The 24,633-nt window shown below is 59.7% G+C and carries 20 protein-coding genes; 13 read left to right on the plus strand and 7 right to left on the minus strand.

The window, feature by feature from the left end; translation table 11 throughout:
- Positions 1–2: 2 nt before the first annotated feature.
- The 6 genes from C5J24_RS09935 to C5J24_RS09960 form a co-directional block, all read right to left on the minus strand.
- Positions 3–836 carry an NAD(P)-dependent oxidoreductase gene (locus C5J24_RS09935; protein ID WP_105417534.1) on the minus strand — a complete coding sequence of 278 codons (834 nt, stop codon included), beginning with the start codon at positions 834–836 and terminating at the stop codon, positions 3–5.
- Positions 833–2,056 carry a class I SAM-dependent methyltransferase gene (locus C5J24_RS09940; protein WP_105417536.1) on the minus strand — a complete coding sequence of 408 codons (1,224 nt, stop codon included), beginning with the start codon at positions 2,054–2,056 and terminating at the stop codon, positions 833–835. The genes C5J24_RS09935 and C5J24_RS09940 overlap by 4 nt, the downstream gene beginning before the upstream one ends.
- Positions 2,053–2,613: a dTDP-4-dehydrorhamnose 3,5-epimerase family protein gene (locus C5J24_RS09945; protein WP_105417538.1), complete on the minus strand. Its 561-nt coding sequence runs from the start codon at positions 2,611–2,613 to the stop codon at positions 2,053–2,055. Before C5J24_RS09945 ends, C5J24_RS09940 begins: the two co-directional genes overlap by 4 nt.
- The gene (rfbG, locus tag C5J24_RS09950) at positions 2,610–3,692 is read right to left on the minus strand and encodes a CDP-glucose 4,6-dehydratase (RefSeq protein WP_105417540.1); all 1,083 of its coding nucleotides are present in this window, start codon (positions 3,690–3,692) and stop codon (positions 2,610–2,612) included. The genes C5J24_RS09945 and rfbG overlap by 4 nt, the downstream gene beginning before the upstream one ends.
- Positions 3,674–4,447, minus strand: coding sequence for a glucose-1-phosphate cytidylyltransferase (rfbF, locus tag C5J24_RS09955; RefSeq protein WP_037087070.1), 774 nt, complete (start codon positions 4,445–4,447; stop codon positions 3,674–3,676). The genes rfbG and rfbF overlap by 19 nt, the downstream gene beginning before the upstream one ends.
- A 101-nt stretch (positions 4,448–4,548) precedes the next feature.
- Positions 4,549–5,796, minus strand: coding sequence for a glycosyltransferase family 2 protein (locus C5J24_RS09960; protein WP_105404088.1), 1,248 nt, complete (start codon positions 5,794–5,796; stop codon positions 4,549–4,551).
- A 331-nt stretch (positions 5,797–6,127) separates the two neighbouring features.
- Here C5J24_RS09960 and fliP point away from each other — a divergent pair, with 331 nt between their 5' ends.
- Positions 6,128–6,865, plus strand: a complete 738-nt coding sequence (fliP, locus tag C5J24_RS09965) for a flagellar type III secretion system pore protein FliP (RefSeq protein WP_046630710.1) — start codon at positions 6,128–6,130, stop codon at positions 6,863–6,865.
- A 62-nt stretch (positions 6,866–6,927) separates the two neighbouring features.
- Here fliP and C5J24_RS09970 read toward each other — a convergent pair whose 3' ends face one another.
- On the minus strand, positions 6,928–8,793 hold the full coding sequence (locus tag C5J24_RS09970; RefSeq protein WP_105417542.1) for a glycosyl transferase: 1,866 nt from the start codon (positions 8,791–8,793) through the stop codon (positions 6,928–6,930).
- A 404-nt stretch (positions 8,794–9,197) separates the two neighbouring features.
- On the opposite strand from C5J24_RS09970, the gene C5J24_RS32610 reads away from it, so the two are divergent.
- The 12 genes from C5J24_RS32610 to C5J24_RS10035 all read left to right on the plus strand — a co-directional run bounded on the left by C5J24_RS32610 (position 9,198) and on the right by C5J24_RS10035 (position 24,589).
- A complete protein-coding gene (locus C5J24_RS32610; RefSeq protein WP_105404090.1) occupies positions 9,198–10,463 on the plus strand; it encodes a flagellin in 1,266 nt (421 codons plus the stop codon).
- A 255-nt stretch (positions 10,464–10,718) separates the two neighbouring features.
- Positions 10,719–11,984, plus strand: a complete 1,266-nt coding sequence (locus tag C5J24_RS32615) for a flagellin (protein WP_105404091.1) — start codon at positions 10,719–10,721, stop codon at positions 11,982–11,984.
- 276 nt (positions 11,985–12,260) lie between these two features.
- The gene (locus tag C5J24_RS32620; protein WP_105417544.1) at positions 12,261–13,526 is read left to right on the plus strand and encodes a flagellin; all 1,266 of its coding nucleotides are present in this window, start codon (positions 12,261–12,263) and stop codon (positions 13,524–13,526) included.
- 251 nt (positions 13,527–13,777) lie between these two features.
- A complete protein-coding gene (locus tag C5J24_RS09990) occupies positions 13,778–15,046 on the plus strand; it encodes a flagellin (RefSeq protein WP_105417546.1) in 1,269 nt (422 codons plus the stop codon).
- 329 nt (positions 15,047–15,375) lie between these two features.
- Positions 15,376–16,665, plus strand: coding sequence for a flagellin (locus C5J24_RS09995; protein WP_105404094.1), 1,290 nt, complete (start codon positions 15,376–15,378; stop codon positions 16,663–16,665).
- Between the two features lie 222 nt (positions 16,666–16,887).
- On the plus strand, positions 16,888–17,529 hold the full coding sequence (locus tag C5J24_RS10000; RefSeq protein WP_105417548.1) for a hypothetical protein: 642 nt from the start codon (positions 16,888–16,890) through the stop codon (positions 17,527–17,529).
- Positions 17,526–18,854: a MotB family protein gene (locus C5J24_RS10005; protein ID WP_105417550.1), complete on the plus strand. Its 1,329-nt coding sequence runs from the start codon at positions 17,526–17,528 to the stop codon at positions 18,852–18,854. Before C5J24_RS10000 ends, C5J24_RS10005 begins: the two co-directional genes overlap by 4 nt.
- A gap of 2 nt (positions 18,855–18,856) precedes the next feature.
- The gene (gene motC, locus C5J24_RS10010) at positions 18,857–20,128 is read left to right on the plus strand and encodes a chemotaxis protein MotC (RefSeq protein WP_105417552.1); all 1,272 of its coding nucleotides are present in this window, start codon (positions 18,857–18,859) and stop codon (positions 20,126–20,128) included.
- Positions 20,125–21,588 carry a flagellar hook-length control protein FliK gene (locus C5J24_RS10020; protein WP_172723902.1) on the plus strand — a complete coding sequence of 488 codons (1,464 nt, stop codon included), beginning with the start codon at positions 20,125–20,127 and terminating at the stop codon, positions 21,586–21,588. The genes motC and C5J24_RS10020 overlap by 4 nt, the downstream gene beginning before the upstream one ends.
- 151 nt (positions 21,589–21,739) lie before the next feature.
- Positions 21,740–22,237, plus strand: a complete 498-nt coding sequence (locus C5J24_RS10025) for a transglycosylase SLT domain-containing protein (protein ID WP_105404099.1) — start codon at positions 21,740–21,742, stop codon at positions 22,235–22,237.
- Between the two features lie 280 nt (positions 22,238–22,517).
- Positions 22,518–23,189, plus strand: coding sequence for a transcriptional activator Rem (gene rem / locus C5J24_RS10030; RefSeq protein ID WP_038539784.1), 672 nt, complete (start codon positions 22,518–22,520; stop codon positions 23,187–23,189).
- A 107-nt stretch (positions 23,190–23,296) separates the two neighbouring features.
- The gene (locus tag C5J24_RS10035) at positions 23,297–24,589 is read left to right on the plus strand and encodes a flagellar hook protein FlgE (protein WP_105417558.1); all 1,293 of its coding nucleotides are present in this window, start codon (positions 23,297–23,299) and stop codon (positions 24,587–24,589) included.
- Positions 24,590–24,633: the final 44 nt, after the last annotated feature.

Below are 24,633 nucleotides of genomic sequence, written 5' to 3' on the forward strand. Positions count from 1 at the left end.
CATCACCTCGTTAATCCCACAACGCAGGGAGGATCCACCAGATTGTCGGGACGGACGTCGAATCGCAGGAGATCGCGGCGACCATACTCGTCGGCCAACCGCTCGGCTATCTGCCGCACCGTGACCGGAATTCCGGAGCAGATATTGGTGGCTCCCGTTTTGTCGCCAAGTCCGATATCGGCGATCTGCCTTCCTGCTTCCCGAACGTCCAGGAAGTCGCGAATCTGGTTGCCGCTGGTCAAATCCACCGGTTTGCCGGCGGCAAGCTGCGTCCGAAGATAGGGAAACAGCCGCCGCTCATCCTCGCCTTCGCCGAACAGATAGAAAAGCCTGCACCAGGCAAAGCTGATCTGGTGCAGCGGCAGCCACTGCGACAGCGCCAGGAACGTAGCGGCCTTGGCGCCGGCATAAGGACTGATCGGGCGCAGCGGCGTGTCGGTGGCGAGCATGCCCAGCGAGAGGTCGTATTCGAAACACGTGCCCACGCCAACGAACCGTTTGACGCCGGCAAGCGCCGCGCCCTGCGCCATCCGCAACGTGCCTTCGAGGCAGACGATATTTTCCGGCGACTGCAGATATTTGCCGGGTTCGGCATACCAGGCGACATGGGCGACCGTATCGACCCCTTCGAGGGCCTTCGCCCACCACTCGACTGATTCGCGGAATAGGTCCGGCGTCCGCACGATGCTCTCGACGGCGGAGAGATCGCCAAGCCGGCTTTCCGCCGATCTTTCGCGTAGAACCACCCGGACGCGCGCACCGGATTCGGTCAGCGCCCGCAACACCTGCCGGCCGACAAAACCTGTTCCCCCGGTGAGCAGCACGAGTGGCGTCATATGATCTTCAATTCCGGCACGGCGGTTACGAACCTGGTGCCCTGATCGGCAAGTGAAGCCAGCTGCTGGCGGACTTCGGTCGCGATGTTCCAGGGCAGGATCATCACATAGTCCGGCCGGCGCGCGACGATCTCGTCAGGATGCAGGATCGGGATATGGCTGCCCGGCATGAACTTGTTCTGCTTGGCGGCTGCGGCATCGCAGACATAGGGCAGCAGGTCCGGCTTGACGCCGGCAAAATTCAGAAGCGTGTTGCCCTTGGCCGCGGCGCCATAGGCCGCCACCGTCTTGCCCTCGCGCTTTGCGTCCAGCAGGAAGGCCAGGGCATCGTTCTTGACCTTTTCGGCCTTGGCCTGGAAGTCGGCATAGATCGCCGGCGTCTGAAGGCCGCGGCGCTGTTCTTCCCCGAGCAGCGCAGTGACGGCTTCGGTCGTCTGCCGCTCGTCGCCTTGATGGCAACCATAGACGCGAAGACTGCCGCCATGGGTCGGCAATTCCTCGACGTCGAAGACGCGCAGGCCCGCCGCTTCGAAGATTTTCCCGACCGTGAAGAGGGAGAGATAGGAGAAGTGCTCGTGATAGACCGTATCGAACTGGTTGTGTTCGATGAGCCGCATCACATGCGGAAATTCGAGCGTCACCGAGCCGCCGGCCTTCAGCACCGCCTTCAGGCCGCGCGTGAAATCGTTGATATCGGGCACATGGGCATAAACATTGTTGCCGAGGATGAGATCGGCAGCCTTGCCTTCGCCGGCCAATTGTTTGCCCAGCGCCTCCCCAAAGAACTCCCGGCGAACCGGAATGCCGAGCGCCTCGGCAGCTTCGGCAGTGCTCGCCGTCGGCTCCACGCCGAGGCAGGGTATGCCGGCCTTGACGAAGTTTTTGAGAAGATAACCGTCGTTTGATGCGACCTCGATGACCATGCTGTTCCGGCCGAGACCGAGACGAGAGGTGATCATCTCGACATAACGGGCTGCATGGGCGAGCCAGCTCGTCGATGCGCTGGAGAAATACGCATATTCGGCACTGAAGAGCGATTCGGCCGAGGCATAGTCCTCGGTCTGAACCAGCCAGCATTCCTCGCAGACCTGCAGCCTCAAGGGAAAATAGACTTCCGGCCTGGAGAGGTCCTCGGCCGTCAGATACGCATTGGACGGCGGCGCGAAGCCGAGGTCCAGGAAATCGCAGCGGAGTGCGGTACCGCAGTGGCGGCAGTTCATGGCGTCAGTCCCGTGAATTGTGATGTCAGGAAGGAATGACCGCGATCCCGATCCGACATTTCGGTGATCTCCAGCGGCCAGCTTATGTCGAGAACCGGATCCTGCGCGTTCAGCGCACCTTCCGAACCGGATGCGTAGGGCATCGAATGGAAATAGAGGAGTTCGCAGTCGTCGGTCAGCGCCTGGAAGCCATGCGCGAACCCTTCCGGGATCAGCAGCGAGCGGCGGTTCTCCGCGGAAAGCTCCTGGGCATGCCACCTCAGGAAGGTCGGGGAACCGGATCTGAGATCCACCGCGACATCCAAGACCGCGCCGCGCAGGCAATTGACCAGTTTCATCTCCGCATGCGGCGGATGCTGAAAATGCATGCCGCGCACCGTGCCCTGGCGCGCCGTCATCGTCAGGTTGATCTGGGCGATCGGCTTTGCCCAGCCTGCCGGCGCCAGCTCGTCGGCGCAGAACATGCGTGACAGGAAGCCGCGCGAATCACCGAGGTTCTGGCGTTCAACGAGCTTCAGGCCGGCAAGCGGCAGATCGGTGACGGTGAAGCGGCTCAACGGCGTGCCTCGTATTCGGCGATCTCGGCTTCGCAGAGGGCGCGTGCGTCGGCGCCGTCATTCTGTGCACGATACCATTTCATCGTCCGGTCGACAGCCTCCGCCAGCGACCAGCGCGGTTCGATGTCGAGCATATGTCGCGCCTTGGCCGTTTCCAAGGCAAGCCAGCCCGCTTCGTGCGGTCCTTCGCTGCCGTCGCCATATTGCACTTCGCCGCGGCCGAAGGATGTGCGGGCGATCTCGATCACCTGGCGCACCGGCGCGGCCTCGTGACTGATCGGGCCGAAATTGAAGGCATCGCCAATCGCGGGATCGCTCCACAGCCGTTCGGCAAGTACGAGATAGGCCGAGAGCGGTTCGAGCACGTGCTGCCAGGGGCGCTTTGCCTCCGGCCGCCGGACACTGAGGGTATTACCGGACTGCCAGGCGCGGACCGCGTCCGGCAGCAGACGGTCGGCCGACCAGTCGCCGCCGCCGATCACATTGCCGGCCCGGGCGCTGGCGACCGCCACGCCTTTTTCGCGCAGAAACGAATCGCGATAGCTCGCAATGACGATCTCGGACGCCGCCTTGCTGGCGCTGTAGGGATCATGCCCGCCGAGATGGTCCGTCTCCCGGTAAGGGAAGGCATGTTCGAGGTTGCGGTAGACCTTGTCGGTGGTGATCGCGACGATCACGCGCGCCGACGGAACCGAACGGACCGCCTCGAGCAGGTTGGCCGTTCCGAGCACGTTGGTCGCAAAGGTGCCGAGCGGATCCTGGTAGCTCGGGCGCACCAGGGCCTGGGCGCCGAGATGCATCACGATCTCGGGCGAGGCGGAGCGCACCAGTTCGGCAAGCTTGGCCGCATCGCGGATATCCTGGAAATGGCTTTCCTTGAGATCAGGCCGCGCGAGCGCAAAGAGGCTGGGTTGGGTTTCGGGCGGCAGGGCAATGCCGGTGACCTCGGCGCCGAGGCGTCCGAGCCAGATCGAAAGCCACGCTCCCTTGAAACCGGTATGCCCTGTCAGAACAACGCGTTTACCCGCCCAGAAACCGCGGTCCGGACGAGCCCCGCCGGTCACGGCCAGATTTTCCATGGCGCTTTTCCGGAGGCCCAGAGGTCTTCGAGAAGGTTCTTTTCCCGCAGCGTGTCCATCGGCTGCCAGAAACCTTCATGCTCGTAGGCCATCAATTCGCCCATCGTGGCAAGGTTCGCCATTGGCGCAGACTCCCACGGAATGTTGTCGCCCTCGATGAGATCGATGCATTTCGGCGAAAGCACGAAGAAACCGCCATTGATCATCCCGCCGTCGCCGCGCGGCTTTTCCACGAAACCGGTGACCTGATTGCCGGAACGTTCGAGCGCGCCGTAGCGGCCCGGCGGATGCACCGCGGTAACCGTCGCATTCCTGCCGTGCGAACGATGGAACTTGACGAGCTCGGTGATGTTCACGTCGCTCAAGCCGTCGCCATAGGTGAAGCAGAAGCTTTCCTCGTTGCGCAGATATTCGGAAACCCGCTTCAGGCGGCCACCGGTCATCGTCGCTTCGCCGGTATCGATCAGCGTGACTTTCCAAGGCTCCGCGCTGCGGCGATGAACCTGCTTTTCGTTATAGGCCATGTCGAAGGTGACGTCCGACATGTGCAGGAAGTAGTTCGCGAAATACTCCTTGATGACGTAGCCCTTGTATCCGCAGCAGATGATGAACTCGTTCACGCCATGGGCGGAGTAGAGCTTCATGATGTGCCAGAGGATCGGCCGTCCGCCGATTTCGATCATCGGCTTGGGCTTGAGATGCGTCTCCTCAGAGATGCGGGTTCCCAACCCACCGGCGAGAATTACAGCTTTCAATTCCGTCTCTCCGTAACTGACGGCCTATCCGTTGAACGACGACCGTCAGCAAACCATGCGAATGGGGCTTCTCCGGCGATCGGGCTAAACGCCTTCGTGCGCTAAAGCAAAATGGTCCTGATCAGATCGTCCTGGGCGAACACAAGGTTGGGCAGATAACCCATCTCAACGAAACGGGCCCGCTCTTCCGGCAGATGCACCAGGATCGCTGTGTTTTCGAGTTGTGCGGGTGTAGGTTCCACCGGCTCGTCGATGATCTCCAGTCGCGAAGGGAGCCTCACCCTTTGGAGCCGTTCCTTGAGGGTTACGATGTCCGGATATCCGGAGATGACGAGGTTCTCGATGCCCGCGGTCACCCCCAACTGCCAGGAAAGGGTCTGCAGCGCCGTTGCGAGCAATCCGCCTTCCTTGAAGGACATGACCTCCGGATGCTCGTCGAAGCCTCCGAAGACCATTCTCGTATAGACCTCGTACGCCTTGACGTATTCGCGCATGCCGACAAGCAGTCGCATCGAGACGGCCATTCGCTGCAGCGTGAAGTTTCTGCAGAGATGCTCCTGGGTCGCGCGTTCGTCGGGCGAGGTGCCGACCTTGCCGCGTTTGGACGCGAAGTAGAGGAAGTATTCCAGGCCGCCGCGGTACTGGTCCCATCCGGTTGCCGCGATCTGAGCGCCCCCCTGGACGCGATCGCGTTCGACGTTGGATGCGATGACCTGGCGATAGAAGGGCGTTCTGCGGAAGGCGATGTCGCCCTGGTCCAGGAAGTGGGCAAGCATGGGGAAGGGGTAGAAGCAGATATCCCTGGGAACCCATGAGGACCGGAAAGCGCTGGCGCGGTAGATGCCGATTTCAGGGAAGATGTGGCCCCGGAACATATAGTTGAAAACTTCGGCGAAGCTTTTCTGCGGAAAAACCTTGTCTTCGTTGACCGTGTAGAACAGTCCGCCCTCGACCTCGTTGATGCCGTCATACATCGCCCACGGCGCATGGCAGACCGTGATGTTCGGATTTTCGTCGAGGTAAGCGACGATATTGGCGACTTCCTGTGGGATCAGGCGATCGTCGTCGGCGAGGTAGAGGAGGTATTCGCCGCGTCCCAGCCGCAGGGAGCTGCTCATGTTGGGGATCATCCCCACATTCTCCGCGCCCCTGACGTAGCGGATCGGCATTCCCCGCTCGATGAATTCCTTGGCGACCGCGCCGGTATTGTCCGTCGAGGCGTTGTCGGAAATGACGATTTCATAGGGGAAATCGAAGCGGAAATCGCGATGGCACCGTTCCAGACAATCGTGCAGGTGTTTCTCACGGTTGTAGGTGGGGATGCATATGCTGAGTTTGATGGAAGACACCGAATTTCCTCGACCTGATTTGTTCGAAAACGCAGCGGGTTCGCCGCAAGCAAGGGACGCTCAGCGGCAGAGTTCCGAGGCGCTTCCGATCGACGTCAGAGCCGGCATGGGACTTTTCCAGGCTCTGTACGTCCATTAGCTATTCCTGGATTGAGGCTATGCGACCAGACTTGCGCCAAGCTGAATGATGGTCGCGTCGGCAGCCCAGGCACCGTGGTTCGGCCAGCGCGGTCTCCTTTCTGTGTACGAGTCCCCGCACGCGGCCCGCAGGTGTTGACCTGCATTGGTCAGGGTGACTATCGAAGATGACGCAAAGGACCTTCGTGATCGCATGATTCGGCTGATCTACCTGTTCGTCGCTCTGATGGCGGCACCCGGGCTCGCGCTCGCCCAGCAATCGCCGGCGGATCTTCTCAATCTGCCGGTCGACGGTTCTGCAGCCGCGTGGATCATCCGGACTTTCGGGCTGTTGACGGTTCTTTCCGTCGCCCCCGGCATCCTGATCATGGTCACGAGCTTTCCGCGGATCGTGATCGCCTTCTCGATCCTGCGCTCGGGCATGGGCCTGTCGACCGCGCCGTCGAACATGATATTGGTCTCGATGGCGCTGTTCATGACGTTTTATGTCATGTCGCCCACCTTCGACAGGGCGTGGAACGAGGGTGTCCAGCCGCTTCTTCAGAACCGGGTCACCGAGGCGGAGGCGGTTCAGCGGATCGCGGAGCCGTTCAGGGTGTTCATGTCAGCCAATACGCGCGACAAGGACCTGGAACTCTTCGTCGAAATCGCCCGGGAGCGGAACCAGTCCGTCGGCACGCCGCAGGCCGTCGACTACCGCGTCCTGATCCCCGCCTTCATGCTCTCGGAAATACGGCGCGGTTTCGAAATCGGCTTCCTGATCATCCTGCCGTTCCTGGTCATCGACATGATCGTCGCTGCAATCACCATGGCAATGGGGATGATGATGCTGCCGCCGACATCGATCTCGCTGCCCTTCAAGATCCTTTTCTTTGTCCTGATCGACGGCTGGAACCTGCTGGTCGGCAGTCTGGTTCGTTCTTTCAACTAAACGCAGACCTGCTGAAATGGAAACGGCGGGAAATTTCCCGCCGTTTCTTTTTGGTTCGGATATCAGCTTTTGCGGAAGCTGAAGGGGCCTTCCCGCGGGGGGAGGGCCGGGACGCTGAAGTGATCAGGCTTGATCTTGGCCTTTGCCCGGTCCGCCATCATCGTGTAGGCGGTCTCGAGATGCCGGCAATAACGATCAGCGTCGAAAAGCGGATGCGTGAAGCGGTTTGCCTCCAGCCGCTTGCGCACCTCGGCGAGCTCCTCGCGGTTGTTGTAATAATGGACCGCCCGGCGAACGAAGTCATCCCGATCATCGGCGACCATTTCCGGCAGGCCGAGTGCATTCAGCAGGCTTTCGCTGACGCGCGATGCGAAGTTCTTACCCTTGTGGGTCAGCATCGGAAGCCCGGCCCAGAGCTTTTCGGAGGTCGTCGTGTGGCCGTTATACGGATAGGTATCGAGACCGAGATCCGTCAGGCCGATACGGTTGATATAGGCCGCGTAGTTGTTGACGCGATCACCGAACATCAGGCGGCTCTCGGGGATTCCCGCTTCCGCAAAGGCCTTGATCAGGTTCTTTCGAGCACCGAACCGTTCGCGGCAGATCAGGAACAGATAGCTCTCCGGCGTTTCTTTGAGGACGCGGACCCAGAGGTCGATGGTTGCGGGCGTGAATTTCCAGTGGCTGTGGAAGCACGAGAAGATGAAGGCGTCCTGCGGCATGTCGCAGAGCGCCCGATCGATCGGCTGCGGCATCGGGCGGTGGACCGCTTCGTTCGGGAAGAACGTCTCGGGCATCCAGCAGACCTTCTCGTAGTAGTGCTGGAAGGAGCTTTCCGGCACCACCGTTTTGTCCGCGATGAGGTAGTCGATGTCGACGTTGACCACGGTGCCCGGATAGCCGAGCCAGGTCGCATGCACCGGTGCGGTCTGGCGGTTCATCACGAATACCCGGTTTTCCGCGGTATGCCCCTGCAGGTCGACCAGGATGTCGATGTTCTCGGCCTTGATCGCCTCGGCCGCCTCGTCATCCGTCATGCCCCGGATCCGGACAACTCTACCCCATTCCTCGCGGATGGCGTTGTTGTCGTTGCGCAGCCGCTCGGCAGGAGCGTTGCAGAAGAGCGTGACGTCGAAACGACTCTTGTCGTGCGATTCCAATATGCCGCGAAGCGCCTTCATGACGGCGTGTTCCGTCCAAAGGTCGGCCGAAAGATAGCCTATGCGCAGCTTGCTGCCCCAGCGGTGCGGCATGTTGTGCCTTTTCGAAGCGGCGTTTTTGGGCTTTCTCTCGCCCATCCGGGAGCCAGCGATGGCGTTTGTCTTTTCATCGTCGCACCAGCGCAGATTGAAGAGCGACACCTCGTCGGCGATCGCTTCGAATTCGCCTCTGGCGATTTCCTCGAATTGGATAGGCTCGTATTTGCGGATGATATCGTAATCGAGGGCGTCTCTCATGGCTGAGAGATAGAAATTGCGCACGATCCGATCCTCGGGATCTTTCTCGAAGATCTCCAGGATGCACTTGTTCTCGTCGTCGCTCCGATCCTGGAGCCGGATCGAGCGTGCCGCAAGCTGGCGGTGTGTCGGCTCGTCGCTTCGCGCGAGCGTGTTGCGAAATGCTTCGGCGCCCTCCAGTTCCTGGCGCATCAGAGCGCCGGACATCAGGACCGCCATGTCCGGATCGGCAATCGCCTCTTTGAGAATGCGCGCACCGAGGCGCAGGACGTTGATGTCGTCGTTATTGGAGAAATGAAGCCGCATGGCTTCGCGCGTGTACTTGAGCTTATGCGGAGATTCCATCTCGCCGGCAATTTGGAAAGCCTGGGCGGCCTCGGTCTTCATCTTGAGCTTCAACAGAGTCGCGCCCAGGAGTGCGTAGTGCCTCGGATCCTTGTGAACATCCAGCAGCTTGTTCAGGATGCCCAATACATCGTGATATTCTTTTTTGTCGAAGTGATTTTGTGCTGCGACGTATTGCCGTTGTATCTTCAGGGGTTTCAAGGCTTCCCGCTCCAGTAAAGTTGTGCCGGCGTCCCGGCAAATCGGCTTCACCGCGCATCGTGGCAAGCCAAGCTTGCATGAAGCCGACCTCCCGGAGTCAGGGCGCTTCGTACACCGTTTGTTAATGATACTGGTCGAACGGTTTTCAGGTCGTCGTGCTGTTTAAAGAACTTAGCAAGGATTTGCTGCGAGATTTGGCTCACACGACGGGTTTGGTGTTCCTTCAGATTGAAGAGACCGAGTTGGCATGATGCCGGACCGAAGTGCCGGTAATATATACAGTCCGGTATGTCCCCCTCCATGTATTTCGTTCAAAGGGACAATCAACTATGGCTAGCATTCTCACTAACGTGTCGGCGATGGCCGCGCTCCAGACGCTGCGCGGCATCAGCAACGACATGGAATCCACGCAGAGCCGCGTTTCTTCCGGTCTGCGCGTCGGTTCTGCTTCCGACAACGCTGCCTATTGGTCGATCGCGACCACCATGCGTTCCGACAAGGGTTCGCTCTCGACGGTTCAGGACGCTCTCGGCCTCGGCGCTGCCAAGGTCGACACTGCCTATGCCGCCATGGAATCGGCGATCGACGTCGTCACCGAAATCAAGAACAAGCTGGTTGCCGCTTCCGAACCGGGCGTCGACAAGTCCAAGGTCCAGGAAGAAATCACCCAGCTGCAGAGCCAGCTGAAGAGCATCGCTTCCTCCGCTTCGTTCTCCGGCGAAAACTGGCTCCAGGCCGAAATCGGCGGCACTCAGAACGCCACCACCGGCATCATTCAGGCCGGCACCGAGATCACCAAGCAGCTCATCGGTTCGTTCGTTCGTGACAGCGAAGGCAACGTCTCGGTCAAGTCCATCAACGTCGTCCTTGACGAACAGAACGTCCTGTTCGACTTGAGCGGCGGCCGCGGCGGCCTTCTCGACCAGAACGCCCTCAACGGTTTCCGCGCCATCGAGTTCGACGACGGCACGACGAACCAGAAGGAATACTTCGGCAAGATCAACACCTCGGCGATCTACGCAACCAACGCTGTCTGGAAGGACATCGGCGGCGGCGTGTTCATGAAGGGCGATACCAACGGCGTCTACTCTTCGGGCTCCAACGGCACCTACATGATCAAGGTCGGCGGCGCTTACATCGACGCAGTCTACACGACCAAGGGTTACGACTTCTCGGCCGGTGCGACTGCAACTGCCGGCATCAAGTACGGAGCGGACATCTCGGTTTCCGACCTCGACATCACCAAGCTCGAAGACTATCGCGACTCCAGCGGTGTCAGCTACCTCGGTCTGGGTACCAAAGCCAGCGATGAGGATCTCATGCAGGCATTGACCTCGTTCGTCGACGGTCAGCTGGAAGCGATGGGCAGTGCTGCGGCCAAGCTCGGTGCGGTCTCGAAGCGCATCGACATGCAGTCGGACTTCGTCTCCAAGCTCACCGACTCGATCGACAAGGGTGTCGGCCGACTGGTGGATGCGGACATGAACGAAGAGTCGACCAAGCTCAAGGCACTGCAGACCCAGCAGCAGCTGGCGATCCAGTCGCTCTCGATTGCCAACTCCGACTCGCAGAACATCCTGTCGCTGTTCCGTTAATCGACACAGGGAAAATGGCGCGGCGGCTGACCGCGCCATCGACCTTCAAAAAGGGCCGCGTCCGAGTTCGGACGCGGCCCTTTTTATTCTCTGGATCACTTCAATGTTCCTTAATCATATTGCTTCATTCTTTGGTCATCGAAACGGTGAGTTAACCAAGAAAATTAAATGGTTAACAAGCATGATGCTGACCGCTGTTCCCGGTGAAGTCCGGAATGTCCCTTCCTACAATTAGCCATTCAAGGGGCAATCAATATGACTAGCATTCTCACCAACGTTGCAGCTATGTCTGCGCTCCAGACGCTGCGCGGCATCAGCAACGACATGGAATCCACGCAGAGCCGCGTTTCTTCCGGTCTGCGCGTCGGTTCTGCTTCCGACAACGCTGCCTATTGGTCGATCGCGACCACCATGCGTTCCGACAAGGGTTCGCTCTCGACGGTTCAGGACGCTCTCGGCCTCGGCGCCGCCAAGGTCGACACTGCCTATGCCGCCATGGAATCGGCGATCGACGTCGTCACCGAAATCAAGAACAAGCTGGTTGCCGCTTCCGAACCGGGCGTCGACAAGTCCAAGGTCCAGGAAGAAATCACCCAGCTGCAGAGCCAGCTGAAGAGCATCGCTTCCTCCGCTTCGTTCTCCGGTGAAAACTGGCTGCAGGCCGAAATCGGCGGCTCGCAGAGCGCGACCACCGGCATCATCTACGCCTCCAGCGAAATCACCAAGCAGCTCGTCGGTTCGTTCATCCGTGATGCCGACGGCAACGTCGCGGTCAAGACCATCAACGTCCTCCTCGACGAACAGAACGTCCTGTTCGACTTGAGCGGTGGCCACGGCGGTCTTCTCGACAGCAACGCTCTCAACGGTTTCCGCGCCATCAAGTTCGACGACGGCACGACGAACCAGAAGGAATACTTCGGCAAGATCAACACGTCGGCGTATTATGCAACCAACGCTGTCTGGAAGGACATCGGCGGCGGCGTGTTCATGAAGGGCGACACCAACGGCGTCTACTCTTCGGGCTCCAACGGTACCTACATGATCAAGATCGGCGGCGCTTACATCGACGCGGTTTACACCACCAAGGGCTACGACTTCTCGGCTGGTGCGACTGCAACGGCCGGCATCAAGTACGGGACGGACATCTCGGTTTCCGACCTCGACATCACCAAGCTCGAAGACTATCGCGACTCCAGCGGTGTCAGCTATCTCGGCCTCGGCACCAGAGCCAGCGATGAAGACCTCATGGCTGCACTGACCTCGTTCGTCGACGGTCAGCTGGAATCGATGAACAGCGCTGCCTCCAAGCTCGGCGCCGTATCGAAGCGCCTCGACATGCAGACGGACTTCATCTCCAAGCTGACGGACTCCTTCGACAAGGGTGTCGGCCGACTGGTGGATGCCGACATGAACGAAGAGTCGACCAGGCTCAAGGCCCTGCAGACCCAGCAGCAGCTGGCGATCCAGTCGCTCTCGATTGCCAACTCCGACTCGCAGAACATCCTGTCGCTGTTCCGTTAATCGACACAGGGAAAATGGCGCGGAGGCTGACCACGCCATGGACTTAAAAAAGAGCCGCGTCCGGATTCGGGCGCGGCTTTTTTTAATTTCCTAATCGCTTTTCTCAATTTCCCGATCGGCTTCAATATTCATTAACCATATTGCGGTTACCTAACAGCATCGAAACAGTGAGTTAACCAAGAAAATTAAATGGTTAACAAGCATGATGCTGCCCGCTGTTCCCGGTGAAATCCGGAATGTCCCTTTTCGTAATCAGCCACTCAAGGGGCACCTAAAATGACAAGCATTCTTACCAACATTGCAGCTATGTCTGCTCTGCAGACGCTGCGCGGTATCGCAACCGATATGGAATCCACGCAGAGCCGAGTTTCGTCGGGTCTGCGCGTAGGCACTGCTTCCGACAACGCTGCCTACTGGTCGATCGCGACCACCATGCGTTCCGACAACGGCGCTCTTTCCGCAGTTCAGGACGCTCTCGGCCTCGGCGCCGCCAAGGTCGACACTGCCTATTCCGCCATGGAATCGGCGATCGACGTCGTCACCGAGATCAAGAACAAGCTGGTTGCCGCGTCCGAACCGGGCGTTGACAAGTCCAAGGTCCAGGAAGAAATCACCCAGCTGCAGAGCCAGCTGAAGAGCATCGCTTCCTCCGCTTCGTTCTCCGGCGAAAACTGGCTCCAGGCCGAAATCGGCGGCTCGCAGAGCGCCACCACCGGCATCATCTACGCCGCCAGCGAACTCACCAAGCAGCTCGTCGGTTCGTTCATCCGTGATGCCGAGGGCAATGTCACGGTCAAGTCCATCAACGTTGTTCTCGACGAAACCAACGTCCTGTTCGACTTGAGCGGCGGCCACGGCGGCCTGCTCGACAGCAACGCCCTCAACGGTTTCCGCGCCATTAAGTTCGACGACGGCACGACGAACCAGAAGGAATACTTCGGCAAGATCAACACGTCGTCGTATTATGCGACCAACTCCGTCTGGAAGGACATCGGCGGCGGCGTCTTCATGCGCGGCGACACCAACGGCGTCTATTCTTCGGGCTCCAACGGCACCTACATGATCAAGGTCGGCGGCGCTTACATCGACGCAGTCTACACGACCAAGGGTTACGACTTCTCGGCTGGTGCGACTGCAACGGGCGGCATCAAGTACGCTTCGGACATCTCGGTTTCCGACCTCGACATCACCAAGCTCGAAGACTATCGCGACTCCAGCGGTGTCAGCTATCTCGGCCTCGGCACCAAAGCCACCGATGAAGATATCATGGCGGCACTGACCTCGTTCGTGGACGGTCAGCTGGAAGCGATGAACAGTGGGGCGGCCAAGCTCGGCGCCGTTGCGAAGCGGCTCGAGATGCAGTCGGACTTCGTCTCCAAGCTCACCGACTCGATCGACAAGGGTGTCGGCCGACTGGTGGATGCGGACATGAACGAAGAGTCGACCAGGCTCAAGGCACTGCAGACCCAGCAGCAGCTGGCGATCCAGTCGCTCTCGATTGCCAACTCCGACTCGCAGAACATCCTGTCGCTCTTCCGCTAATAAGACGCGTCATTCGGCACAAAGAAGCCGCGCCCTTTTGGGGCGCGGCTTTTTTTATGTCCCGGTAGTTTTTGTTAACTTTCGTAAATTCCATTTAACCTTTGTTAACCATTTCCACCTTAACTGAGCTCATCGAAACGATGGGTTAACCAAGACGAAGAAAAGGTTAACAGGCATCAGGCCAAGCCAACGTTCACCGGTGTAATCCCGGAAATGTCCCTTCCATCTAGCCATTCAAGGGGCAAACCAAAATGACCAGCATTCTTACCAATATCGCAGCTATGGCTGCTCTCCAGACTCTGCGTAACATCGACGGCCAGATGCAGACTACTCAGGACCGGGTTTCTACCGGCCTGCGCGTCGGCACCGCTTCCGACAACGCCGCCTACTGGTCGATCGCGACCACCATGCGTTCCGACAACGGCGCTCTCTCCGCGGTCCAAGACGCCCTCGGTCTCGGCGCCGCCAAGGTTGATACCGCCTATTCCGCAATGGAAAGCGTTGTCGACGTCGTAAAGGAAATCAAGAACAAGCTCGTTACCGCCTCGGAAGCCGGCGTCGACAAGACGAAGATTCAGGCAGAAATCTCGCAGCTGCAGGACCAGTTGAAGAGCATCACTTCTTCTGCTTCGTTCTCCGGTGAAAACTGGCTGCAGGCCGAAGTCGGCGGCGCCTCCAACCCCACCACGGGCGTGATCTACGCAGTCAGCCCGGTCGTCAAGCAGGTTGTGAGCTCGTTCATCCGTGATCCCGACGGCAACGTCGCCGTCAAATCGGTGGATGTCGTTCTGAACGAAACGAACGTCCTGTTCGACTTGAGCGGCGGTCACGGCGGTCTGCTCGACGGCAATTCCTTCAATGGCTTCCGGGCGATCAACTTTGACGATGGCACGACCAACCACAAGGATTACTTCGGCAAGATCAACACTGCCGCGTATTACGCAACGGACGCGCTCTGGAAGGATGTCGGCGGCGGCGTCTACATGAAGGGCGACACCAATGGCATCTACACGTCCGGCACCAGCGGCACCTATCTCATCAAGGTCGGCGGCGCCTACATCGACGCTGTCTACACCACCAAGGGATACGATTTCTCGGCCGGTGCAACGGCAACGGGCGGCATCAAGTACGCCGCTAACATCTCCATCTCCGAACTGGACATCACCAAGCTTGATGACTATCGCAACTCGAACGGTGTCAGCTATCTCGGGATGGGGACCAAGGCCAACGACGCCGATCTCATGGCCGCTCTCAACTCGTTCGTCGACGGTCAGCTCGAAAAGCTCATCAGCGCAACGGCAAAACTTGGGTCGATCAACAAGCGCATCGACATGCAGGAAGCTTTCGTCTCCAAGCTGACCGACTCCATCGACAGCGGCATCGGCCGACTGGTGGATGCGGACATGAGCGAAGAGTCGACCAGGCTCAAGGCCCTGCAGACCCAGCAGCAACTCGCGATCCAGTCGCTCTCGATCGCCAATACCAGTTCCGAGAATATTCTGTCGCTCTTCCGTCAGTAAGCGGCGCTCTAGGCTAGGAGCGGTTTCGTCCTGCTCTGCTGGCGTGATAGCAAATATTCTGGAAAGAAGACCGCGTCTCGAAAGAGGCGCGGTTTTTCGCGTTTTGGGGCGTGGCTTGCGCGAAACCTGCACCGTTGTCGGATAGGCCGTTAAGACTTCATTAACCTCTTGCCAATCCTCGACCGGGTTTGATAACTGTCGATTTAACGATTTGTTAAGAACGACAGACCGCCCGCATCTGTGATGCTGAGTGGCGGTACGCATGATGCCTCTCGTCGTTTCCGGTGAAGTACTCCGGATTTCCAGACCAATTGACCGAGGCACGGCCGATGACCAGCATCTTGACCAATCCCGCCGCTATGGCTGCACTGCAGACGTTGCGCTCGATCGATCGCAATATGGAAATCACTCAGGCGCGGGTTTCCTCGGGCATGCGTGTCCAGACAGCCGCGGACAATGCCGCCTACTGGTCGATCGCAACCACCATGCGTTCCGACAATCATGCGCTCTCGACCATCCAGGATGCGCTTGGCCTCGGCGCCGCCAAGGTGGACACAGCCTACACGGCAATGGAAAGCGCGATCGACACCGTTGTCGAGATCAAATCCAAGATCGTTGCGGCTTACGGCGTCGGCTCCAACCGCGGCAAGATTCAGGAAGAAATCGCCCAGCTCCAGGAACAGCTGAAGAGCATCTCGGACTCGGCGACCTTCTCCGGCGAGAACTGGCTTCAGGACTATATCAGCGACGGCGGTACCAACGCTCAGGAAAGACCGGTCGTCAAACAGGTGGTTGCGTCGTTTACCCGCACCGCCTCCGGTGACGTCGCGGTCAAGACCGTCGATTATACGCTTGATTCCAAGACGGTCCTTTTCGATCTCAACGGCGGCAATCTTGGCATCTTGGACTCGTCCGTCAAGTTCGTCGCCGAGAGCGAAGTCGCCGTCGACATGATCACCTCCAACGGCACCATGGGTTCAACGAGCGCGTCCTACGCGGTCTCGGTTCTCGCCGAAAGCCAATTGATGGCGTTGGGCGCGGATACGAATACAATCGACACGAGCATCTATGCTGTTGGCGGCAATTTTTATCTGAAGGTCGGGGAAGGCAAGTGGGCTCAGGTGACGACGACCGATCCGGCTACGGCACCGGCGGTAACGACCCCTGCTCACGACGACGGCACGACAAAATATTATTTCGTTGTGACCGCGGCGAACAATCTCAATAACCGAAAACTTGGGATGTCGGTCACCACGGTCGACATCAACAAACTGAACGACCTCGTCGTAAAGATGAACACGATGGTCCCGGGCTCCGCGCCGAACACTGACGCGGTGCTTGATATGATGGAGCGTTTCCTCGACAAACAGCTTCTGGCGATGACGAGCGCCGCTTCGAGCCTCGGCTCGATCCAGAAGCGCATCGATCTGCAGGAAAGCTTCGTCGCTTCCCTGACCGACGTGATCGACAAGGGTGTCGGCCGACTGGTCGATGCGGACATGAACGAAGAATCGACACGATTGAAGGCGTTGCAGACCCAGCAGCAGCTCGGCATCCAGTCGCTCCAGATCGCCAACACCAACGCCGAAAACATCCTGCAGTTGTTCCGGCAGGGTTAAGACTGCGCGGCGCCGATCACTCGGCCGCCGCCCTTCATCCTCGCGCAAGTTTAACTTCCTACCGTTCCGCTAAAGTCCGGCAAAGTGTCTTGTGTCGCCGGGGACAAACGAATGGCAACCTTGTCGGGATGATACGATGATTGCAGCGGCGAAGATTTGCGCTTTCGGGAGGCTCATGACGAGCCTCGAACGAAAGGCGACGGCAGGGCAGGGGGACGCTCGATGAGTGCCTCGCTCGCCCGCTATCTGAAGGATTTCAGCGAGCCGCAGGCCCCACCGTTGCCCTTGCTGGCCGATGGTTTCGGCGATGGCTTCGAAGACGATCCGGCATTTCCCACTGTTGTCGAGGCGCCTGTCGATATCGAAGCCGAACGCGCCGAAGCCTATGCGAAAGGCCATGACGCGGCGTCCGAGGAGCTTCAACAGCGTTTTGATGAAGAGCGGCAGGCGCTTCTGACCGCGCATGCGGAAGAGATGGCGGCGCTGCGCGAAAAATATGAAACCGAAGCGGCCGCGATGATCGCGACCGGACTTGAGGGCATTGCCGGATTGACGGCCCAGGCGGTCAGCGATCAGACGGCAAGGATCCTGTCGCCTCTTCTCGACGAAGCGCTCGTCGCCAAGGCGATCTCCGATATGGCGGATATCATCCGCAGCGCAATACTCGAGGGCGACGTCGGGACCTTGACCGTCCGCGGCCCGCTGCATCTGTTCGAAAAACTGAAAACTGCGCTTGGAGAGCCCACCCCACTCCTGCGCCACATCGAAGCGCCTGACCTGGATATTGCGGTCGACATCGGCGAGAGCGCCCTTGTGACCCGGATGTCCGCATGGCTGGCGAGTCTGAAGAAGGTATTGGGATGAGCGAAGGCGAAAACCATCACCACGGCAAGAACGAGGTCGTCATCGTCAAGCGACATGGCGGCGCACACGACGACGGCGTCCATGGTGGCGCCTGGAAGATCGCCTATGCCGACTTCATGACCGCGATGATGGCGTTTTTCCTCGTCATGTGGCTGGTCAACGCCGCCAACGAGGAGACGAAAGCCTCGATGGCGAGTTATTTCAACCCGATCAAGCTTTCCGACGAGACTCCGGCCTCGAAGGGATTGGAAAAGCCGGTCGATGCGGCCGAGGGCCAGGAAAACGGCGAGAAGTCGAAGGTCAAGGCGGAGGGCAACGTTCAGGGCTCTGCGGCGGCGACCGGCGAGGACATGACCTCGACGTCAGGTGACGAACCCAATTACTCCGAGGCGGATTTCTTCGAAAACCCCTATTCCGTTCTTGCCGAGATCGCTCAGCAAGTGGGCCAGCAGGCGAATGTCAGCGCCAAGGGCGAGGGCGGTGCCAGCGATTCAGGGCCCGCGACCGGTGCCGACGGCGGCCAGGCCTACCGCGACCCCTTCGATCCGGACTTCTGGACCAGGCAGATGCAGATGTCTAGCGCCGAAGGGCCTGAGCAGGCTGTGAAGACCACGGCGAGCGACGATCCGCTCGCCCAGATGGGGCAGGCGCCGCAATACCAGCAGGCGCCGCAATCCACGGAAGCCAACACGCAACTGCAGCAGACCCAGATGGCTGTTGCCATTCCCATCCCCATCCCGCGTCCCGACCCGACGCAGATGGATAAACCCCAGACGGCCTCGGATGCGCAGGCGACGAAGCCTGCCAACCTCAACGGACAAAGGCCGGAAGATGGCGCGAAAGCGGAAGAGCTGGCGGAACTGAAGGCCGCGGACGAGCTGAAGAAGGAAATCCAGCAGCAGATTTCCGGTATCGCCGGCAAGCTCGCGGAAGGTCTTGTCGTGACGCCTGCCGAAGGCGGTCTGCTGGTGTCGATCTCCGACCAGGCGGATGATCCGATGTTCAACATCGGTTCGGCCGTGCCGCGCCGCGAAATGGTGCTGGCGATGGAGAAGATCGGCCAGATCCTCAAGGATCGGAAGGGCAGCATCGTCCTGCGCGGACATACGGACGGCCGTCAGTTCAAGGGTACCGAGAACGACAACTGGCGCCTTTCCATGTCCCGTGCTCACAGCGCCTATTACATGCTGGTGCATGGCGGCCTGGCGGAAGATCGCATCAAGCAAGTTTCCGGCTTCGCCGACAGGCGTCTCCAGGTGGCGGACGATCCGCTCGCAGCCGCAAACCGGCGTATCGAAATCCTGCTCGAGGCGGACGAGGGATAGTGATGGCTGTGGGCATAAAGTCCTTGATTGCGGCCGGCCTCGTTTTCGGGGTCGCATTCGCGCCTGCGGCATCGGCTCAGGATCGTACGGACCTTGCGCCCTATGCGATGCTTCGGTCCCTGCAATTCGTGCAGGATTCCGTCGTGCTCGGCGATCATTCGGCCGCGGAAATGCAGCGCTTCATGCTGGGGACGATCGACCAGCGCCTGCGGACGGCGCCCGCGTCCATCTTCGAAGATCCGCGCAATGTCGACGCCGCGCTGATCTACGCCATGAGCGGCGGCAATCCCGCTACGCTCGAATTTCTCGCTTCGCGCGATGTCGCCGGCAATTTCGATAACCGCGTTTCCGACGGTCTGAGAAAATACCTCGGCGGCCGCGGGACTTTGATCGAAAAAAGCCTCAGCGAAATGGCCAAGGAATATCGGGATGAGAAGATCGGCCCCTACCTTTCGCTCGTCAGCGGAAACGTTTTGGTCGCCAAGGATCCGAAGGGCGCCTTGGTTTTTTATGATTGGGCGCGCTTGACGGCGCCCGGCACGATCATCGAGGAAGCCGCGCTGCGTCGATCGGTGGCGATCACCGTCGATGCCAATATGGTGGCGCCGGCGCTCTCCTATTCGCGGAAATACGCGCGGCGTTTCATCCATTCGCCCTACGCCAGCCAGTTCGCGGATTTCTTCGTGCAGCTGGCCGTCGGCCATTTCGGTGAGATCACCGAGGACGATATCGACGGAGCGCTGGAATTCATGGACGCCGACCGGCGCCGTGAGATTTTCCTGCGCATTGCCCGTTCGGCCGCGATCGCCGGCAAGAACGATCTCGCTCGTCTCGCCTCCGCAAAGGCCGAAGCGCTTGCCAAAACTCCGACGCCCGAGGCGCTCGCGAAGCTTTATGGTGGGTTCGCCAATATCCCGACGAAGGATATCGGGCAGGCCATTCAGGCGATAACCGACGTTCCCGAGGAAACGCTTTCGCCGCGTGACCGTGCTTTGCGGCAGGCCGCAAAAGTGGTGGCGGAGCAGGTCGTTAGCCGGCCTACGGTCGACAGCCTCGCACAAGATAAAGCTATCAAAGTGACCAATACAGAAGACGCGAAATCTCCAGTCGCGTTGCCCAGGAATGAGATCGCTGGGCCTGCCTCCGCCACGGAACGTCCGATGGCCGGCACCGCTGCCAAATTCGATCCGGCCTTCCAGACATTCGTCGATAGCGGTCGTTCGAAATTGAGTGCTATCGACGAAATGCTGAAGGAGGAGAACGCTTCCAAATGATTACTGACATTCTTGGTGGTGGTAAGACTGGCGCAGCCGACGCGGCTTCGGCCACGAAACAGGGCGTTGCCGGTCGCAAAGGTGCCGACGGTTCAGCTGGCGGCTTCTCCGACGCTCTTTCCGGTTTTGACCGCGATGCGGCTTCGGCTAATGCCGACGACGTGCCGGATGAGGACGCCCGCGCGTCTTCAGCGGAAGAACGCATGGCTGGCGACGTGAAGCAGGGCAAGCCAAAGCCGATCATCGACATCAAGCCGCAATCCCTCCGCCGCCCGGTCGAGGAGGCGGAAGATCCCGCCGCCGCCCTGAAGCAGACGCCGGTAAACGAGCCCAAAGAAAAGCAGATGACCACCGCCGAAAGGAAGCTTCGCGAGGCCCTCGAGGCCGCAAAAGCCGTCGCGCGGAAGTCGGACGAGGTTCAGGGCAAGCGCGCCGCCAAATCCGAGAAGGACGCGGAGACCGAGACGGAGGGCGGCGAGGATCTCGACGTCTCCATGCTGGTCGCAGACGATGCCAAGATCACAGACATGCTGTCGCTTTTGACGAACGGTGAGGCGACCGGCGCTATCAATGCGATGGTATCGAAGAATGCACCCGGGCAGCAGAACAAGCGGACCAAGGGTGAGGATGACGAAGGGCGCGAGGTCGATGCCCTCGACCTGAAGGATGCCAAGCACGCAGGCGCCGGCGGCGCGGAAGCGGACCCGCTTTCGACGCCGGTGGATGCGGACCGGAGTGCCCCTGGCACGCGTGTCTTCCGTTTCAGCAACGCGCGTACCGACCAGCATGTCGATATGGCCGTCGGTGGGCGGGGCGAACGCAGCACGGCGGAATTCAGATCGTCGTCGGGCGGTGCCGCCGAAAACATCACCGTGCTCGACGCACGCCGCTTCCTCGGGCTCGCACCGAATTCGAACGGCGCCAATCTCACGGCGATGCTGTCGGGGGATGCCGATTGGGCGGGCGCCATGAGCCCGAGTTCGGCGCTCTCGAATGCAGCGGCGCAGAGCAGCACCGGCACCGTGGTGAATACGCTGAAGCTGCAGTTGAACCCACACGATCTCGGCGCGGTGACGGCCACGCTGCGGCTTCACGGCGAAGAACTCAATGTTCATCTGACCGTCGAGACCCGAGCGGCCTATCGCCAGCTCAGCGAAGACAGCGGCGGCATTCTGGATGCGCTGCGTGCCCAGGGCTTCGCGGTCGAGCAGGTGACCATCAGCATCGCGCCGACGGCGGATTCCGACGGTACCGGCAGCCAGCAGGGGCAACCCGGCCAGAGCGGCCAGCAGGCCATGGCCGAGGGCGGGCGTCAGGGCCAGGCCGCCGGCCGCGGCCAGCAGCAGAATGGGGAGCGCCAGGGAGCAGATCAGGGAACGAGGAACGCAAATGACGCGGCATCGGACAATGTGGCTGGTACCGCTCCTGGTGGCGCTCGTCCTGGTCAGCTCTATCTCTGACGCCGACGCCGGATCGCTCTTCAGTTCCGGAGGTTGGGGAGCGCAGCAGGGCGCTGCTGCGCCCGCCACGCCTCCCAAGAGGGCTCCAGCGACGCCGCGCACGCCTGTCAGAGCGCCCGCATACAGCGCACCGAAGGCCGCCAGTGCGCCTTTGAGTTCCGGCGTCTGCGAGCGGGAAATACAGGCTGCTGCGGCGAGATATGGCGTACCGGAAGGCATCCTCTATTCGGTCGGTCTCACCGAGACCGGCCGCAAGGGCAGCCTCAGCGCCTATGCCATGAATGTCGAGGGCAAAGCCTATTTTCCTCCCTCGCAGCAGGCGGCAATGACGACCTTTTACGACGCCAAACGGCAGGGCAGGAAGCTCATCGATATCGGCTGCATGCAGATCAATCACCATTTCCACGGTGAAAATTTCTCCTCGCCGGAAGAGATGTTCGACCCGAAACGCAATGTGGAATACGCGGCAAAGTTCCTCCGGAACCTGCACGACAAACACGAGACCTGGACGATGGCCGTGGCACGATACCATGCCGGACCGAACAACAACCCCGCCCAGAAGCAATATGTCTGCCGGGTGATCAGCAATCTCGTCGCCACAGGCTACGGAGAGTGGACTTCCAACGCTTCCCGGTTCTGCGCCAGCTAGACAATCACTAGTTGAATCTCCGAAATAAAGAATCGCAAAATTGCAGTGGTTTGCATTTATGGCAAAAATGGCCATGCAAGCCTTCTTTTATGATGCGTTAATTTTTCCACCGGAAATTTGTGTCCGAATTTGGCGCACCCACTATATCTAGTGCAAATCGCGGTGCAGTTATTAATCAACTGTTAATTTGTTTGGTTAACTTCACACAGCTTGTCTCGGATTTCGCCGATTCGTACCCATAGACATATTGAAGCACCACAAGTGATTCGGAGGCGGACGAATGATCGTAGTGGTTGATGAGCGTGAGCTCGTGAAAGACGGTTACACATCTCTTTTTGGGCGTGAAGGAATTCCTTCCCAGGGGTTCGATCCAAAAGAATTCGGCGAATGGGTGAGTACGGCGGCTGACTCGGATATTGCCGCGGTCGAAGCCTTCCTGATCGGCCAGGGCGAGCGTACGCTCGAACTGCCGCGGGCCATCCGGGACCGGTCCATGGCACCGGTGATCGCAGTCAGCGATCAGCCGTCCCTGGAGGCGACCCTCGCCTTCTTCGACAGCGGCGTGGACGACGTGGTGCGCAAGCCCATCCATCCCCGCGAGATCCTGGCGCGTGCCGCTGCGATCCGTCGCCGGCTGAAGGCGATCTCGAATTTCACCGATATCGGTTCGATCCGGGTATTCTCCGACGGTCGCGATCCGGAAATCGACGGCGATGTCTTCGCCCTGCCGCGCCGCGAGCGCCGCATCCTCGAATACCTGGTCTCCAATCGCGGTCGCCGCGTTTCCAAGACCCAGATCTTCAACGCCATCTACGGCATCTTCGACGAGGAAGTCGAAGAGAACGTCGTCGAAAGCCATATCAGCAAGCTGCGCAAGAAGCTGCGCAAGAAGCTCGGCTTCGATCCGGTCGATTCCAAGCGTTTCCTTGGTTATTGCATCGACTGGAGCTGATTTCTTAACAGGGCCTTGCCGCAAATTTTCGGCGGGAACCGTAAGCAGACAGCTTCACGCAAGGCCCGCCACTTACTCTCTCCATCAGACAAAAAGGAGATTTTCCTATGAGTATTTTCGGCACGATGAAAACGGCCGTCTCGGGCATGAACGCTCAGGCAAACCGCCTCGGTACCGTTGGCGATAACATCGCGAATTCGAGCACCGTCGGTTACAAGCGTTCTTCCACTGCGTTCTCCACGCTGGTTCTGCCCTCGACTCAAGGGTCGTATTCTTCCGGCGGTGTCGAAACCAACGTCCGCTACAGCATCGCGGAACAGGGCGGCATCCAGTACACCACGTCGTCGACCGACCTTGCCATCCAGGGCGAAGGCTTCTTCATCGTCAGCGATCCGAACGGTACTCCTCACCTGACCCGCGCCGGTGCCTTCGTGAAAGACGCAACGGGCTTCCTCAAGAACACCGCCGGTTTCAACCTGATGGGTTATCCCTACGGCACGAACCCGCCGGCCGCCGTCGTCAACGGCTTCAACGGCCTCGAGGAAATCAACATCAACGACTTCGGCATGGTGTCCTCGCCGTCGACGGCAGGCAGCTTCCCGGCCAACCTGGACAAGGGAGCTGCTGTGGTTCCGCTTGCAAACCGTCCGGGTGCTAACGCGGCAACTGCTGTCATCACCAACAAGAGCTCGTTGACCGCTTACGACCACGCCGGTGCCAAGGTGCTCTATGATTTCTACTACACCAAGACGGGCGTCGGTCCCGATACCTGGGAAGTCTCGGTCTATCGCCAGGATCAATCTACCAACGGTGGTTTCCCTTACACTGTGACGGCGCCCGAGGTTCTTGTGCAGCAGACGGTAACGCTTGCGTTTGACCCGAACACCAACAAGCTGACGGCGGCTTCGCCGAAGTCGATCACCTTCGTCGACCCGAACGACGGCGCTACTCCTGCACAGTCGATCGCTATCGACCTTTCGGATATGACACAGTTCGCGACCGCCTTTACCCCGGGCAAGGGCATCATCGACGGCAATGCGCCGAGCCCGATCACCGACGTCGAAATCGGTGGCGACGGCCTGGTCACGGCGGTCTATCAGGATGGCGGTCGTCGTCCGATCTACCAGGTTGCCCTCGCAACGGTCCCGAGCATCGACAATCTGCTTCCGCAGAACGGCAACGTCTACCTGCCGACCAACGACTCGGGCGTCGTCACCATCGGCTTTCCGCAGGCTGGCGCCTTCGGCCAGATCTACTCCGGCGCGCTTGAAAGCTCCAACGTCGATATCGCCAGCGAACTGACGGAAATGATCGAATCGCAGCGTGTCTACACCGCAAACTCCAAGGTCTTCCAGACCGGTTCCGACCTGATGGACGTCCTGATCAATCTGAAGAGATAATCGGACCGACGATCGAGAGAATAAGTCTCAAGAGGTTAGTAAAA

The sequence above is a fragment of the Neorhizobium sp. T25_27 genome, assembly GCF_002968565.1.
Lineage (GTDB): Bacteria > Pseudomonadota > Alphaproteobacteria > Rhizobiales > Rhizobiaceae > Neorhizobium > Neorhizobium tomejilense.